This window comes from Acrocarpospora corrugata, from assembly GCF_009687845.1.
Classification (GTDB): Bacteria; Actinomycetota; Actinomycetes; order Streptosporangiales; family Streptosporangiaceae; genus Acrocarpospora; species Acrocarpospora corrugata.
This window is the reverse complement of record NZ_BLAD01000043.1, coordinates 56,806-70,868: the sequence shown is the minus strand read 5'-3', so window position 1 is coordinate 70,868 and position 14,063 is coordinate 56,806. Positions and strand designations below refer to the sequence as shown.

General features: G+C 71.0%; 15 protein-coding genes. 7 read left to right on the top strand and 8 right to left on the bottom strand.

Translation table 11 applies throughout. From position 1 onward, the window contains the following. The first annotated feature begins 26 nt into the window (after window positions 1-26). The 3 genes from Acor_RS10955 to Acor_RS10945 are packed head-to-tail and all read left to right on the top strand — an operon-like array spanning window position 27 to window position 2,736. Window positions 27-464, top strand: a complete 438-nt coding sequence (locus Acor_RS10955) for a hypothetical protein (RefSeq protein WP_155336481.1) — start codon at window positions 27-29, stop codon at window positions 462-464. Next, window positions 461-1,555 (top strand): helix-turn-helix transcriptional regulator, encoded by a 1,095-nt coding sequence (locus Acor_RS10950; RefSeq protein WP_155336480.1) that lies wholly within the window; start codon window positions 461-463, stop codon window positions 1,553-1,555. Before Acor_RS10955 ends, Acor_RS10950 begins: the two co-directional genes overlap by 4 nt. Window positions 1,556-1,593: 38 nt before the next feature. Then, the gene (locus tag Acor_RS10945; protein ID WP_155336479.1) at window positions 1,594-2,736 is read left to right on the top strand and encodes a DUF6986 family protein; all 1,143 of its coding nucleotides are present in this window, start codon (window positions 1,594-1,596) and stop codon (window positions 2,734-2,736) included. Here the strand turns inward: Acor_RS10945 and Acor_RS10940 are convergent. From Acor_RS10940 to Acor_RS10910, 7 genes are all read right to left on the bottom strand, one after another. Further along, window positions 2,722-3,399 carry a copper homeostasis protein CutC gene (locus tag Acor_RS10940; RefSeq protein ID WP_155336478.1) on the bottom strand — a complete coding sequence of 226 codons (678 nt, stop codon included), beginning with the start codon at window positions 3,397-3,399 and terminating at the stop codon, window positions 2,722-2,724. The two genes, Acor_RS10945 and Acor_RS10940, sit on opposite strands and share 15 nt — an antisense overlap. 62 nt (window positions 3,400-3,461) lie before the next feature. Next, the gene (locus tag Acor_RS10935) at window positions 3,462-4,067 is read right to left on the bottom strand and encodes a GNAT family N-acetyltransferase (RefSeq protein WP_155336477.1); all 606 of its coding nucleotides are present in this window, start codon (window positions 4,065-4,067) and stop codon (window positions 3,462-3,464) included. A gap of 266 nt (window positions 4,068-4,333) precedes the next feature. Then, window positions 4,334-5,089, bottom strand: a complete 756-nt coding sequence (locus Acor_RS10930) for a GntR family transcriptional regulator (RefSeq protein ID WP_155336476.1) — start codon at window positions 5,087-5,089, stop codon at window positions 4,334-4,336. Window positions 5,090-5,581: 492 nt separating this feature from the next. Next, on the bottom strand, window positions 5,582-6,817 hold the full coding sequence (locus Acor_RS10925; RefSeq protein ID WP_246238571.1) for an aspartate aminotransferase type Ic: 1,236 nt from the start codon (window positions 6,815-6,817) through the stop codon (window positions 5,582-5,584). A 53-nt stretch (window positions 6,818-6,870) separates the two neighbouring features. Continuing rightward, window positions 6,871-8,109, bottom strand: coding sequence for a threonine--tRNA ligase (gene thrS, locus Acor_RS10920; protein WP_281353203.1), 1,239 nt, complete (start codon window positions 8,107-8,109; stop codon window positions 6,871-6,873). A gap of 131 nt (window positions 8,110-8,240) precedes the next feature. Further along, window positions 8,241-8,615, bottom strand: coding sequence for a Zn-ribbon domain-containing OB-fold protein (locus Acor_RS10915; RefSeq protein ID WP_155336474.1), 375 nt, complete (start codon window positions 8,613-8,615; stop codon window positions 8,241-8,243). Next, window positions 8,615-9,751, bottom strand: coding sequence for a thiolase C-terminal domain-containing protein (locus Acor_RS10910; protein WP_246238570.1), 1,137 nt, complete (start codon window positions 9,749-9,751; stop codon window positions 8,615-8,617). Before Acor_RS10910 ends, Acor_RS10915 begins: the two co-directional genes overlap by 1 nt. 114 nt (window positions 9,752-9,865) lie before the next feature. Here Acor_RS10910 and Acor_RS10905 point away from each other — a divergent pair, with 114 nt between their 5' ends. The 4 genes from Acor_RS10905 to Acor_RS10890 are packed head-to-tail and all read left to right on the top strand — an operon-like array spanning window position 9,866 to window position 13,179. Next, window positions 9,866-10,516, top strand: coding sequence for a flavin reductase family protein (locus Acor_RS10905; RefSeq protein ID WP_246238569.1), 651 nt, complete (start codon window positions 9,866-9,868; stop codon window positions 10,514-10,516). Then, entirely contained in the window at window positions 10,513-11,622 is a 1,110-nt protein-coding gene (locus Acor_RS10900; protein ID WP_155336473.1) for an acyl-CoA dehydrogenase family protein, read from the top strand. Before Acor_RS10905 ends, Acor_RS10900 begins: the two co-directional genes overlap by 4 nt. Then, window positions 11,619-12,392, top strand: coding sequence for an SDR family oxidoreductase (locus Acor_RS10895; protein WP_155336472.1), 774 nt, complete (start codon window positions 11,619-11,621; stop codon window positions 12,390-12,392). Before Acor_RS10900 ends, Acor_RS10895 begins: the two co-directional genes overlap by 4 nt. Before the next feature lie 25 nt (window positions 12,393-12,417). Next, entirely contained in the window at window positions 12,418-13,179 is a 762-nt protein-coding gene (locus Acor_RS10890; RefSeq protein ID WP_218034217.1) for an SDR family oxidoreductase, read from the top strand. On the opposite strand, the gene Acor_RS10885 is transcribed toward Acor_RS10890, so the two are convergent. Next, complete coding sequence (locus Acor_RS10885; protein ID WP_155336470.1) at window positions 13,165-13,983, bottom strand: ATP-grasp domain-containing protein; 819 nt, start codon at window positions 13,981-13,983, stop codon at window positions 13,165-13,167. The genes Acor_RS10890 and Acor_RS10885 overlap by 15 nt on opposite strands. Window positions 13,984-14,063 lie beyond the last annotated feature (80 nt).

The window sequence follows — 14,063 nt, the reverse complement described above, 5'->3', positions numbered from 1 at the left end:
CAAGCCCGGCGGAGTGCACTGGGACCATGCGAACGACTCTCGGCCTGTTACTGGCCGCATCACTGACGTTCTCCGCCCAGCCCGCCCACGCCTCCGACGCCGACTCGGCGCAGCAGCGTTCCGTCACCGCGTACTCCGCCTGGGTCCGCCTCACCTCCGGGGCGCCGCTCAAGCGCGACGACTTCGCCGGCACCCTGACCAAGGACGGCAGCCTGCGCACCCTGGACGGCACACTCAAGGACCGCCACGGCGAGGGCTCCTCCGCCTACCTGTATATCTCCTGGAGCCCGCGCTCCAGCTGGCTCGGTTTCGACCCGGGCGACGACCGGGTCGGCGTGCCCGGCAGCCAGCGCGTGATCGCCAAGTTCCGCTCCCCCCGGTATGTGAAGATCCGTGTCTGCGACAAGCCGAAGACCTCCAGCAGCCCGGGCTGCGGCAGCTGGAAGTTCGTGGTGGGCTCATGATCAGATGGCCTTTCGCCGGCCGCGACGAAGAGCACGCCGCCGTCACCGCCGCGCTGCGGCCCGGCGGCGGGCTGCTGCTCCTCGGCCCGCACGGCGTCGGCAAGACCGCCCTGGCCGACCGGGCCGACGGGGTGCGGCTGCGCGGCACCGGCCGGGGCGTGCCGCTGGGCGCGTTCGCGCACCTGCTGCCGGTCGACCCGCCGCACGCCAACCTGCTCGCCTGGGCGGCCGACCGGCTCGGTCCCCGGCTGACCCTGGTCGCCGACGACGCGCACCGGCTCGACGACACCTCGGCCGCGCTGCTGCACCACCTGGTGACCCGCGCCGGGGCGGCGGTCGTGGTGGTGGCCAGAACCGAGGCGGAGGTCCCCGAGCCGCTCCGCGCGCTCGGCCTGGCCCGGCTGGAGCTGACCCCGCTACGGCAGGAGCACGCCGCCCGCCTGCTCACGGCCGCGCTCGGCGACCGGGTCGACGGCGCCACCGTGCGCAGGTTCTGGCGGGCCGCCGGCGGCGACCTGCGCTTCCTGCGCGAACTGGTGACCGCCGCCGAGGCCGCCGGCGCGCTGGCCCGGCTGGACGGCGTCTGGTGCTCGCGCGGGCGGCTGCCGCTCAGCCCGTACCTGCGCGAGCTGGTCGAGACCGAGATCGGCGACCTGGACGATGACGAGCGCGACGTGCTCGAACTCGTCGCCGTGCACGAGTCCATCGACGCCGACCGGCTGCTCGCCTCCGGCCGCCCCGGCGCGGTGCACCGGCTCGAACGCCGCGGCCTCATCGCCACCCAGCCCCGCGCCGGCTCCCTGCTGGTACGGCTCGCGCACCCGATGTACCAGGCCGTGGTCCGCGAATGGGTGGGCCCGCTCCGCGCCCGCCACCACGTCTACCGCATCTCCCCCGCCGGCACCGGATCGACCACCGACCGGGAGCAGCAGGTCGGGCAGCTGGCCTCCTGGGGCCTCACCAACCGCGAGATCGCCGACTGGCTGGGCGTCTCGCACCGCACCGTCGGCAACCACCTGCACCGCCTGTACGCCAAGGTCGGCGTCAACGACCGGACGCACCTCGCCGAGGTGCTGACGTTCCCGCGCTGACGTTTCGCCGCTCGCCCCCGATCTGCCAGGATCGCCGGATGGACACCACCCTGGGCCCGGTGGAGATCGCGGGATTCGCCGAGACCCACGGCGAACAGCAGGCCCGCTATCCGGCGCCGAACCTCTCCTGGCAGCCCGTGCACACCGTCTACGTCCCCGCCGACCGGCTGACTTCGACGACGCCCGCCGACTGGGGCCGGGCCGCCGCGGAGCTGCTGGACCGCCACATCACCACCCCTGAGGCTTTCGCCGCCGTGTTCGGCCATGACGGCCTTCCGAGAGTGGCGGCCAAGCTGGCCAGCGAGCCGATCGAGGACCTGCGGGTCGACTTCGAGGACGGCTACGGAGTGCGCCCCGACGAGGACGCCGACACCGAACGCGCCGCCGCCGCCATCGCCGCCATGCACGCGGACGGCGCGCTGCCCCGTCGCTGGGGGCTGCGGGTGAAATCCTTCGCGGACGGCGATCCGGGGCGCTCGACCCGGACCTTGGACGGCTTCCTCACGGGCGTTATCCGAAATATCGGATACCTCCCGGCGGGCTTCACTGTCACCTTCCCAAAAGTGCTTATGTCTGCTTATCTCGGACAATTCACGACATATCTGGACGAAATTGAGCAGGGGCTTGGCTTGCCGTATCAGAGTCTGGGATTTGAGATGCAAGTGGAGGCGCCGCAGACTGTGCTGTTTCTCGGGGATGCCGTGGGGTTGTCCGGGGGGCGGCTCCGGGCCGCGCATTTCGGGGTTTTCGATTACACCGCCGCCTGTGGGCTGCCGCCGCATGAGCAGCGGCTCGACCATCCGGCCTGTGACCACGCCCGGCATCTGATGCAGACAACGCTGCTTTCGGAGGGGATCGAGCTGTCCGACGGCTCGCTGGCCGCCTCCCCCGCCTCCGACGACGGCGCGGACGTGCGCGCCCTATGGCGACGCCACTCCGAACTAGTCAGGCACTCACTGGCCCACGGCTTCTACCAAGGCTGGGACATGCACCCATCCCACCTGGTCAGCCGCTACGCCACAACTTACGCCTTCCACCTACGCCACTACGACGAGTACAAATCCCGCGTCCTGGCCTGGCAGGAGAAACGCCAGGAGGGCGGTGTCATGGACGAACCCGCCACCGTGAAGACCATGACCGCGGCGCTGAGACGCGCCGACCACTGCCTAGGCGTCGAGTAGCCGCCGCCACTCGGCGACCCTGGCCCGCTGCACCGGCGACTGCCAGGAGTCCCGCACCGCGCCCCCGACGTGGAACGCCTTGACGCCGTAGTCGTGCAGCACCGGCACGTGCTCGCGGCGGAGCCCGCCGCCCGCCATGATCAGCGCGCCGTCCCCGGCCTCGGCTCGGGTGCGCAGGATCGGCAGCCCGCTGCCCACGCCCTTCGGGGAGCCGGCCGACAGCACGGTGGCCAGGTTGGGCAGCAGCCGGACCGCCCGCCACCCGGCCTGTACGTCGGCGGCGTGGTCCACGGCGCGGTGGAACGTCCACGGCAGCGGCGCGACCGCGTGGATCAGCGCCTCGGTGGCGTTGCGGTCCACGGCGCCCTCCTCGTCGAGGAAGCCGAAGACGAATCCGGCGGCGCCCGCCTCGGACAGCTCCTTGGCGGAGCGGCGCAGCCGGTCGAGTTCGTCGGGACCGACCGTGAACCCGGCGTTGGCCCGCAGCATCACCATCTGCGGGAGCGTGCACTCCTTGGAGATCGCGGCGACCGTTTCCGGGGCCGGCGTGAGCCCGTCGGCGGACATGTCCGCCACGATCTCCAAGCGGTCCGCGCCGCCCTCCTCGGCGGCCACGGCATCGCGCACGTCCAGCGCGATCACTTCAAGCAGCGATCCGGTCATGGACCGAACATTATCGGGTCCGTTTGCGGGGCCGTACGGCATCCGCCCTGTTCAGCACCGAGTCAGTGTGATAGCAGAGCCTTTTGCTTCGGGACATACGTGGTCATATCGTGCACACGAGCCGGCATGAAGCCCCCGCGCACACCGGAGGGACGTTCGAATAAGGCGCCGGAGGCCCGGTGCGGCAGGTCGACGGTCCGGACGTGCCGAAAGCGCTGTCCCAGGTAGTAGCGCTGGAGCCGGGCGTTGTCCTTGGAGCAGTCCAGCCGGACGAAGCGGCAGCCGGCGGCCAGCGCCCGCAGGCCCGCCCAGTCCAGCAGCGCCTCGCCCACGCCCAGGCCGGAGTAGGCCCGGTTGACGGCCAGCTTGTGCACGTACATCGCCGCCTCGGGACGGTCGGCCGGGGTCCAGAACTCGGCGTCGGCGTTGTCGTCCAATGCCATCACGCCCGCCGTGACGTCCTCTGCTTCGAGCAGGTAGAGGACCCCGTCGCTGATCAGCGGCTCGATCCTGGCGGCGGGGAAGCCGCCGACCGGCCACTGCCGCACGCCGAGCCCGTTCAGCCAGCCGGCGGCACTGGCCAGCAGTGCGAGCACGCCCGAAAGGTCGCCCAGGGTTGCCCTGCGGAGCGTGAGTTCTGCAGAGAGGTTGAGGGTGTCAGAGCGCATGACAGGTCCTTTCGTTGCTACGGGTGTCGTTGTGATTACGGAGAGTCACCATTTGACGCCGCACGGCTTCCAGCCGACGGCGGCGAGAGGGGGTTCAGCGGGTCGTTAGGGGCGACCGGAAAGAGCGCCCGCGGGCGAGAAGGCGGGCATGGTAACGGCGATGACGCCGTTTCTGGCACACGTCACCGCTGCCCCGAGCGCGGCCAGGGGGTCGCTCGCGGCGGCACCACGTGTTGGGCCGCCGTATCGAAGCGGCCCGTGTTCCGTCAATGACGTTCCAGCTCGTACCTGATCAGGTGTTTGTCGGCGGGCAACACGGACACGGCGACGCGGACGGGCACGTCCTCCTCGTCGTATCCGACTCGGACGTAGACCACAACTGGGGTTCCAGGTTCCAGTTGCAGGCGCGCGGATTCATCGGGGGTCGGCATGCGCGCCGAAATATCGTCGACAACGCGCACCTGGGGGTGCCCGAGCTCCTCCAGCACCCGGTTCGCGCCCCGCTTGATGTCGCCGGGCCGGACGATCTCGGAGTCGCTCACCAGCTTCAGCGGGAAGTAGGAGTCGTTGGTGTTGTACGGCTGCCCGTCCACGAACCGCAGCCGCCGGCGTACCACGGCCAGCGCCCGGTCCTCGACGAGCTCCAGCCGGGTGGCGATGTCCTCCGGCGGCTGGACGATCTGAACCTCGATGTTCTGGTCGGCCTGGCGGCCCTCGGACGTGACCGCGTACACGAACGAGTCGAATCGGGGACGGCTGTCGCCACGGGGCAACAGTTCGTCCTGCGGGCGCATGAGCAGCGGACGGCGTTCCCGGACGAAGGTCCCGCGCCGGCGCATACGGAGGATGAGACCCTCGTTCTCGAGCTCGCCCAGGGCCAGCCGTACCGTGTTGCGGCTGACCTGATGGCCCTCCATCAGCTCGGCCTCGGTGGGGATCTGATCGCCGGGCCCGAATTCGCCCGAGTAGATCGCCCGCCGGAGTTCGGAGGCTACCTGCTGGTAGAGCGACGATCGTGCCATTTTCCCTCAATCCACCCTTTTGTGCCAACAAATCTAGACGATCTCGGTCTGACTTGGAACAACCACTTGACCTGACGGTGCGATCCGCGCATTATCCAAACGTTGGTACAAATCCATCCAATGGGGGTGGGGCCGTGTTGGCGGTCCGTGCGGGCAGGTGCGGCCTGCCGTCGCGCGATCCCGGAGAGGCAACGCGTTTACTGCGCTACGCGTTACATCGCCAGGCTCACCAACACTGCCACCACCAAGACCAATGCCACATCCGAGGTCAGATCGTGTCTGCCGAGGCCGATCCGACCCCGCTGACTCCGCGCGACCAACGGTTCGGACGACCCCATCCCTCGCCGGGGTCGTACGCGCCACGCCGGGGCGGTGCGTGTCCTGGCGGGTCCCCCACGCCCGCCAGGACACGTGTCCGTTAGCACAAATGACGGCGGCTCCCCTCCCGTGCACTGGGAGAGGAGCCGTCGTCGTATCAAGTTCAGGTCAGGGTCAGCCGAGCCCGCGCTCCGCGCCGACCAGCCGCACGCAGGTGGCCAGACCGCTGATCGCCACCTCCAGCTCGTCCAGCTCCGGGAACGTCGGCGCGATCCGGATCGTCCGGTCGGCCGGGTCGTCCCCGTACGGATGAGTGGCCCCCGCCGGCGTCAGCGCGATCCCGGCCTCGGCCGCCTTCCTGACGACCTCCTTGGCGCACCCCGCCGGCACCTCGAAGGTGATGAAGTAGCCGCCCGCCGGGCTCGACCAGCTGGCCAGCCCGGTCCCGCCGAGCTCCTTGCCCAGGATCCGGTCCACCGCCTCGAACTTCGGCCGGATCAGCTCGGCGTGCTTGCGCATGTGCTCCCGCAGGCCCCGCTCGTCGCGGAGGAAGCGCACGTGCCGCAGCTGGTTGACCTTGTCCGCGCCGATCGTGCCCTTGCTCAGGAAGCCGAGGAACCAGGCCACGTTGGCGGGCGAGGAGCCGAAGAACGACACCCCGCTCCCGGCCAGCGTCACCTTCGAGGTCGACCCGAACACGAAGACCCGGTCCGGGTTGCCCGCCTCGGCGGCCAGCGCGAGCACGTCGGCGATCTCCACCGGCTCGTCGGTGAGGTGGTGCACCGCGTACGCGTTGTCCCAGAAGATCCGGAAGTCCGGCGCGGCCGTCGGCATCGACGCCAGCCGGGCCACGGTCTCGGCGCTGTAGCTGACCCCGTCCGGGTTGCTGTACTTGGGCACGCACCAGATGCCCTTGATCCCTGGGTCCGCCGCGGCCAGCCGCTCGACCTCGTCCATGTCCGGCCCGGCAGGGGTCATCGGGACCGGGATGAGCTCGATCCCGAACCGCTCGCAGAGCGCGAAGTGCCGGTCGTAGCCGGGCACCGGGCAGAGGAAGGCGACCCGCTCCTCGTCCGTCCACCGGCGCTCGCCGCCGACCGGGACGCCGAGCAGGCAGTACACGATCGAGTCGTGCATCACCGCCAGGCTGGAGTTCCCGCCGACGATCAGCTGCCCCGGCGGGACCTGGAGCGCCTCGCTGAACAGCGACCGCAGCTCCGGGAGCCCCTGCAGGCCGCCGTAGTTGCGGGTGTCGGTCCCGTCCGCCGCCGTGTAGTCGTCCCCCGGCAGCCGCAGCAGCTCAGCCGACAGATCCAGCTGCGCCGACGACGGCTTCCCCCGGGTGAGGTCCAGCTTGAGGTTTCTGCCCCGAAGCTCCTCGTACTCCCGCCGCGCCCGCTCGATCTCCACCGGTTGCCTCCGCCCGTAGCCGCTGATTCGTACCAGAGGATAGTCCGCCGGGCTCAGCTCTGATCCCACAAGTCCACCCGGTGCGCGCCGACCAGGGCGGCGATCCGGCCCAGCGCCTCGGCGGCGGGGAGCGGCGGAAGGGTGCGGGAGTCGCGCAGCCGGAGCGAGAGAGTGCCGGCGGCGGCTTCGCGGGCGCCGACGATGGCCTGGTACGGGGTCAGGTGGGCGGCGCGGATCCGCGCCGACAGCGAGCCCTGATCGGCGACGTCGGCGCGCAGGCCGAGTTCCCGGCCCCGGGCGGCCACGGCTTCGGCGGCCGGAAGCTCGGCCTCGGAGATCGGCAGGACGACCAGCTGGCGGGGGGCCAGCCAGGCCGGGAACGCGCCGCCGTGGACCTCGATCAGGTGCGCGACCGCGCGTTCGACGCTGCCGATGATGCTGCGGTGCACCATGACCGGGCGGTGGCGCCCGCCGTCCGCGCCGGTGTAGTGCAGGTCGAAGCGGGACGGCTGGTAGAAGTCGATCTGCACGGTGGACAGGGTGGACTCGCGCCCGGCGTGGTCGGCGATCTGGACGTCGATCTTGGGCCCGTAGAAGGCGGCTTCGCCCTCCTCCGCCTGGTACGGCACGCCGGCCTCCTTCAGCACCTCCACCAGCAGCGCGCTCGCCCGTTCCCACAGCTCCGGGTCGGCCACGTACTTGCCGCCGGGCCCCGGCAGGGACAGGCGGTAGCGCACCGGCTCGATGCCCAGCGCGTCGTAGGCGGCGGCGATCAGGCCGAGCGCCGAGCGGGCCTCGTCCACGGCCTGGCCGGGGGTGCAGAAGATGTGGGCGTCGTTGAGCTGGATCGCGCGCACCCGGGTGAGCCCGCCGAGCACGCCGGAGAGTTCGGCCCGGTACATGCCGCCTATCTCGGCCATCCGCAGCGGCAGCTCGCGGTAGCTGTGGCCGCGGGCGCGGAACATCAGCGCGTGGTGCGGGCACAGGCTGGGCCGCAGCACCACCTGCTCCGCGCCGAGGTCCATGGGCGGGAACATGTCCTCGTGGTAGTGCGCCCAGTGCCCGGACATCTCGTACAGCTCGCGTTTGCCGAGGACCGGGGAGTAGACGTGCCGGTATCCGGCCCGGCGTTCGACGTCGCGGATGTACTCCTCCAGCGCCAGCCGGATGCTTGCGCCGTCGGGCAGCCAGTACGGCAGCCCGGAGCCGATCAGGGGGTCGGTGTCGAACAGGTCGAGTTCGCGGCCGAGTTTGCGGTGGTCGTACATGACGGTCTCCTCGCTGGGGATCAAAAGGGGCGAGGCGACCGGGGAACACGAAAGCCCGGGGCGTCGCCCCGGGCTTTCTGCAGATCAGGAATCAGCGCGCCGGGACAACCTCCGGCGTCGTCGTCACAGCGGCACGCTTGATCATGTGGCTCACCTTAGTTCCAACCCCGGCCACCCGCGAGCGTATTTCCGGGACGCCACTCGATGACCGTGACGTCGTCGGCGTCCTCGTAGGCGACATGGACCTGCTCGCCGGGCCGGGGGGCGCGCGGTTGCCGCCAGTGTCCGTACAGGACGCAGTCGGCGGCGGCTTCGAGGCGGACCATCACCACCGTGTGTCCCCGCGTGACGATCCAGCTCTCGATCCTGGCCAGCGGCTCGACGGCCTGCCAGCGCCAGGAGCGCGACCGGCAACCGGCGCAGTACGCGCGGGACGGAAACCGCAGCCGGCCGCAGTCCGCGCAGCCCTGGACGACGAACTCGTGCCGCCGGAGCGCCTCCCACCATTGCGCCGAGTCCCGGTCGGCCATCAGGACCGCCGCAGGATCAGCGCCGAGGTGGCTGGCAGGACGTAGCCGGGCTGGGCGGTGGAGAGGGCGACCTGGGCCCCGGGGACCTGGCGGTCGGCCGCCGTGCCGCGCAGCTGGGAGACGGCTTCTGCGATGTGGTTGATGCCGTGCACGTAGCCCTCGGAGAGGAAGCCGCCGTGGGTGTTGACCGGAAGCGTTCCCGCTGCGGCGAAGGGGCCGCCGTCGCCTTTGGCGCAGAAGCCGTAGTCCTCCAGTTGCACGATCACCGAGTAGGTGAAGCAGTCGTAGAGTTCGGCGACGTCGATGTCCGCGGGGCCGAGGCCGGCCTGGGCGTACAGGCGGGGGGCGAGTTCGGCGGCGGCCGTGGTGGTGACGTCGGTGGAGGAGAGCGGGGATTCGCCGCCGCCCCAGGCCGCGGCGGAGATCAGGACGGCCGGGTGACGAAGGTCGCGGGCGCGTTCCGCCGTGGTGACGACCAGGGCGCACGCGCCGTCGGTCTCCAGGCAGCAGTCGAAGAGCCGGAGCGGTTCGGCGATCCACCGGCTGGCCAGGTAGTCGTCCAGCGTGATCGGCGTCCGCATCATCGCGCGCGGATTCTTGACCGCGTAGGCCCGCTGCGCCACCGCGAGCTCCCCGAAATGCTCCGCTTTGGTGCCATATTTCAGCATGTGGGCTCGGGCGTACATGGCGTACATCTGGACGGGGGCGGCATACCCGTAGGGCACCTGGTACTGCGCCTCCGGGGACGGGTTCGGGGCCTGGCCCATCCGGAACTCGGAGCGGGCGTTGATGGCCCGGTAGCAGACCACGGTCTCCGCGAGCCCGGCGGCGACCGCCAGCGCCGCCTGGCCGAGCACCGAGTGGGAGACGCTGCCGCCGCCGAACTGGTCCAGATACCAGGCCGGAGCCCTCAGCCCGAGCGCGGGACCGACCAGCGAGGGCGCGGCCGAATCCCCGACCCGATGGGTGGCCAGGCCGTCCACGTCGTCGGCGGTCAGGCCCGCGTCGGCCAGGGCGGCCAGCACCGCCTCGCAGGCGAGGGTCAGCGTGCTCACGCCCGAGTTCTTGCTGAATGCCGTGTACCCGACCCCGGCGACGGCCGTGCGATCACGGAAACCCAGCAAGCGCTTGGTCACAACTCGACGCTAGACCTCGGTGAACACGAGTGTCAAACAATTGACACCGATTCCCGCGCCCCCGTATCGTCCAAGCAAGCGCTTGGTAAAGCAGCACGGAGGAGGCGGCGCACGATGGGCAGCCACGCGGCTCGATCGATCGCGGGTCGTGACGCCCCCGTCCCCCGGATCGGCCTGGTAACCGGAGCCGCCATGCACCGCGACGCCGTCGACCGTGATGTCGTCAACCGTGATGCCGTCAACCGTGATGCCGTCAACGGCGCCGAGTTCCCAGCCCTGCCCGGTGCGGTCGGCCCGGCCCACTTCCGCGCCATCCTGGGCAGGTTCGCCACCGGCGTGGTGGCGGTCACCGCGATCGACCCGGAGACCGGCGACCCCCGCGGCCTGGCCGCCAACTCCTTCACCTCGGTCAGCCTGGACCCGCCGCTGGTCGCGTTCTGCGTCGCGCACACCAGCACCAGCTGGCCCCTGCTGCGCGCCGCCCCCACGCTCTGCGTCAACGTGCTGGCCGAGGACCAGCGCGAGGTCTGCGCCCAGCTCGCGGCCCGCGGCGGCGACAAGTTCGCGGGCCTGGCCTGGCAGCGCTCCCCCGGCGGCAGCCCGGTCCTGGACGGCGCGCTGGCCTGGATCGACTGCGTGCTGGAGGCGGAGCACCCGGCGGGCGACCACATGATCATCGTCGCCCGGGTCCTCGGCCTCGACAAGCACGAGGACGGCGGCCCGCTGGTCTTCTTCCGCGGCGGGTACGGCCGCTTCCAGCCGTGAGCCTGCGCGCCGAGCTGCGCGCCTGGCTGGCCGCCAACCTCACCGACGACCTGCGCGGCCTCGGCGGCCCCGGCCGCGAACACCAGGGCCACGACCTGCGCGCGGCCTGGGAACGCCGCCTGGGCGCGGCCGGCTGGACCTGCCTGGCCTGGCCGGCCGAGTACGGCGGACGCGCCGCCACCCTGCCCGACCAGGTCGCCTGCCACGAGGAGTACGCCGAAGCCGACGCCCCCGCCCGGGTCGGCCTGATCGGCGAGGGCCTGATCGGCCCGACCATCCTGGAACACGGCACCCCCGGGCAGCGCGCCCGCTTCCTCCCCCCGATCCAGCGCGGCGAGGAACTCTGGTGCCAGGGCTACTCCGAACCCGACGCCGGCTCCGACCTGGCCGGGGTGCGGACCCGGGCCCGCCTGGCCGACGGCGAGTGGGTGGTGACCGGCCAGAAGGTGTGGACGTCGCTCGCCCACGTGGCCGACTGGTGTTTCGCGCTGTGCCGGACCGAACCGGGCTCGCGGCGCCACCAAGGGCTCTCCTATCTACTCATCCCGATGCGGCAGCCCGGCGTCGAGGTCCGGCCGATCGTCCAGCTGACCGGCACCAGCGAGTTCAACGAGGTCTTCTTCGACGACGCCCGCACGGCCGCCGGCAACATCGTCGGTTCGCCCGGCGACGGCTGGCGGATCGCCATGGCCACCCTCGGGTACGAGCGCGGCGCGTCCACGCTCGGCCAGCAGCTTTCGTTCCGGCGCGAGCTGGCCGCCGTGCTCGAAGCCGCCCGGCGCAGCGGAGCCATCGACGATCCGCTGCTGCGGGACCGGCTGACCCGGTCCTGGCTGGAGCTGGAGATCATGCGCATGAACGCGCTCCGGCTGCTGGACAGCCCCGGGCCGGAACTGTCCATCATGAAGCTGTACTGGTCGGAGTGGCATCGGCGGCTGGGTGAGCTGGCCATGGCCGTACAGGGCAGAAACGGTCTGGTGACGGACGGTGGGCTGTCGGATCTGCAACGCTTGTACCTGTTCAGCAGAGCCGACACGATCTACGCCGGATCGAGCGAGATCCAGCGCAACATCATCGCCGAGCGCACCTTGGGGCTGCCCAGATGACACCGTCGTATCCACCTGCGCACGGTCTGCTCAACGGAAAGGTCACCCTGGTCACGGCCGCCGCCGGGGCCGGAATCGGCTTCGCGACCGCCAAACGCTGCGCCGAGGAGGGCGCCACGGTGGTCATCTCCGACCGGCACGAACCACGGCTGGGGGCGGCCGCCGACGCGCTGACCTCGATCACCGGCGTCAAACCGCTCGCCGTCCCCTGCGACGTCACCTCGGAGTCCCAGGTCCTCGCCCTGTTCGACGCCGCCCTGGAGGCGTACGGCAGGATCGATGTGGTGGTCAACAACGCCGGGCTCGGCGGCACCGCGGAGCTCGCCGAGATGACCGACGAGCAGTGGTCCACGGTGCTGGACGTGACCCTGAACGGGACCATGCGCTGCACCCGGGCGGCGCTCCGGCACATGATCCCGCGCCGGACCGGAGTGATCGTCAACAATGCCTCGGTGATCGGCTGGCGGGCCCAGCGGGGCCAGGCCCACTACGCCGCCGCCAAGGCCGGGGTGATGGCGCTGACCAGGTGTGTGGCCATGGAGGCCGCGCCGCACGGCATCCGGGTGAACGCGGTCGCCCCCTCGCTGGCCATGCACCCGTTCCTGGCCAAGGTCACCACCGACGACCTGCTCGCCGAGCTGACCGCCCGGGAGGCGTTCGGCCGCTCGGCCGAGCCCTGGGAGGTGGCCAACGTGATCGTCTTCCTGGCGAGTGAGTACGCCTCGTACATGACCGGCGAGGTGGTGTCCGTGTCCAGCCAGCACCCCTGACCGACTGGTCGGTATGCTGTCGGCCATGAGTCTGTTCTCGGTGGCAGGGAAGACGGTCGTGGTGACCGGGGGTTCGCGCGGGATCGGCCGCATGATCGCGTCCGGGTTCGTGGACGCGGGGGCGACGGTCTACATCTCGGCGCGGAAGAAGGACGAGCTCGACGCGGCGGCGGCCGAGCTGGGCTGCGTCGCAGTCCAGGCCGACCTTTCCACCGCTGACGGCGTCGGCGCGCTGGTCGAGGCGGTGACCGCCCGGGAGTCGCGGCTGGACGTGCTGGTCAACAACGCGGGCGCGACCTGGGGCGCGCCGCTGGCCGACTACCCCGAGCACGCCTTCGACAAGCTCTGGAACATCAACGTGAAGGGCGTCTTCTACCTCACCCAGCGGTTCCTGCCGCTGCTGCGGGCCTCAGCCAGCCCGGAGAATCCGGCACGGGTGATCAACATCGGCTCGGTCGACGGCCTGCGGGTGCCCGAGGTGGAGAACTATGCATACTCGGCAGCGAAAGCGGGGGTCCACATGATGACCCGCCACCTCGCGCACCGGCTCGCCGCCGAATCGATCACCGTCAACGCGATCGCGCCCGGCCCGTTCGAGTCGAAGATGATGGCCTTCGCCCTCGGCGACCCGGCCCTGCGGTCCGCCATCGAAGGCCAGGTGCCGCTCGGCCGGATCGGCCGCCCCGACGACATGGCCGGGGCCGCGATCTACCTGGCCTCCCGGGCGGGCGCCTACCTCACCGGCGCGGTCATCCCGGTGGACGGCGGCATCTCAACCCACGGCTAGCGCGTCGGCCAGCGCCTTGGCGAACATGTCGGGGGCGTCGAACTCGGCCTTCAGATACAGATACGGCTCGGTCACTTCCAACTCGATCAGCACCGGCTCGCCGTCGGGCATCCGGACCAGGTCGACCCTGGCGTAGAGCAGCTCTTCCGCCACCTGGCCGAGCACGCGTTCGGCCAGTTCGAACTGGTCGTCGTCGGGGTCGCGCAGGCTGAACTTCGCGTTCTCCGAGATGAGCTCGCCGGTGCCGTGCGCCAGCATCGGGTTCCGCCGCACCGCGTGGCTGAACTGGCCGCCGAAGTAGATCAGTGAGAGCTCGCCCTCGTGCTCGACCGTCTCCAGGTAGGGCTGCGCCATGACGGTCCGGCCCTGGCTTTCGAGTTCGACCGCGAACGCCTCGGCCTGCTGCCGGTCCCGGGTCCTGATCGTGTCCCTGGCGCCGGCCGAGATCGCCGGCTTGATCACGTAGTCGTCCCAGACCGGGATGCCGATCGAGCTCCAGTGGGTCGGCACGGTCGGCACGCCGAGATCCCGCAGGTAGGTCTTGTCGGTGTTCCAGGTCAGCACGGTGGCCGGGTTGAGCAGCCTGGTCGCCGCCCCCGCCCGCTGGGCCCACGCGGTGAACTCGTCCCGGCGGTGGATGTAGTCCCAGGTGGAGCGGACCACGGCCGCGTCGAAGGAGGACCAGTCCACCTCCGGGTCGTCCCAGCGCACCGGGGTGCCCTCGATGTCGAGCCCGAGCCACGCCGTGAGCATCACCTCACGCTCGTCGTCGGGGCCGTTCCAGGTGACGTAAGCGACCTTCATCGATCTCCTCGTTGTACTCACGATGCCCATGAATACAACAGCGGCGCGCGCCGGGCCCTTCCGGGTCCCGGCGCGCGCGT

What these genes read in the sequence shown, in the direction of transcription:
- Acor_RS10890 (WP_218034217.1), top strand. Translation starts at nt 12,418, where the DNA reads ATGAGTCTGTTCTCGGTGGCAGGGAAGACGGTCGTGGTGACCGGGGGT.
- Acor_RS10930 (WP_155336476.1), bottom strand. Translation starts at nt 5,089, where the DNA reads ATGGCACGATCGTCGCTCTACCAGCAGGTAGCCTCCGAACTCCGGCGG.
- Acor_RS10940 (WP_155336478.1), bottom strand. Translation starts at nt 3,399, where the DNA reads ATGACCGGATCGCTGCTTGAAGTGATCGCGCTGGACGTGCGCGATGCC.
- Acor_RS10935 (WP_155336477.1), bottom strand. Translation starts at nt 4,067, where the DNA reads ATGCGCTCTGACACCCTCAACCTCTCTGCAGAACTCACGCTCCGCAGG.
- Acor_RS10885 (WP_155336470.1), bottom strand. Translation starts at nt 13,983, where the DNA reads ATGAAGGTCGCTTACGTCACCTGGAACGGCCCCGACGACGAGCGTGAG.
- Acor_RS10950 (WP_155336480.1), top strand. Translation starts at nt 461, where the DNA reads ATGATCAGATGGCCTTTCGCCGGCCGCGACGAAGAGCACGCCGCCGTC.
- Acor_RS10905 (WP_246238569.1), top strand. Translation starts at nt 9,866, where the DNA reads ATGGGCAGCCACGCGGCTCGATCGATCGCGGGTCGTGACGCCCCCGTC.
- Acor_RS10955 (WP_155336481.1), top strand. Translation starts at nt 27, where the DNA reads ATGCGAACGACTCTCGGCCTGTTACTGGCCGCATCACTGACGTTCTCC.
- Acor_RS10915 (WP_155336474.1), bottom strand. Translation starts at nt 8,615, where the DNA reads ATGGCCGACCGGGACTCGGCGCAATGGTGGGAGGCGCTCCGGCGGCAC.
- Acor_RS10945 (WP_155336479.1), top strand. Translation starts at nt 1,594, where the DNA reads ATGGACACCACCCTGGGCCCGGTGGAGATCGCGGGATTCGCCGAGACC.
- Acor_RS10895 (WP_155336472.1), top strand. Translation starts at nt 11,619, where the DNA reads ATGACACCGTCGTATCCACCTGCGCACGGTCTGCTCAACGGAAAGGTC.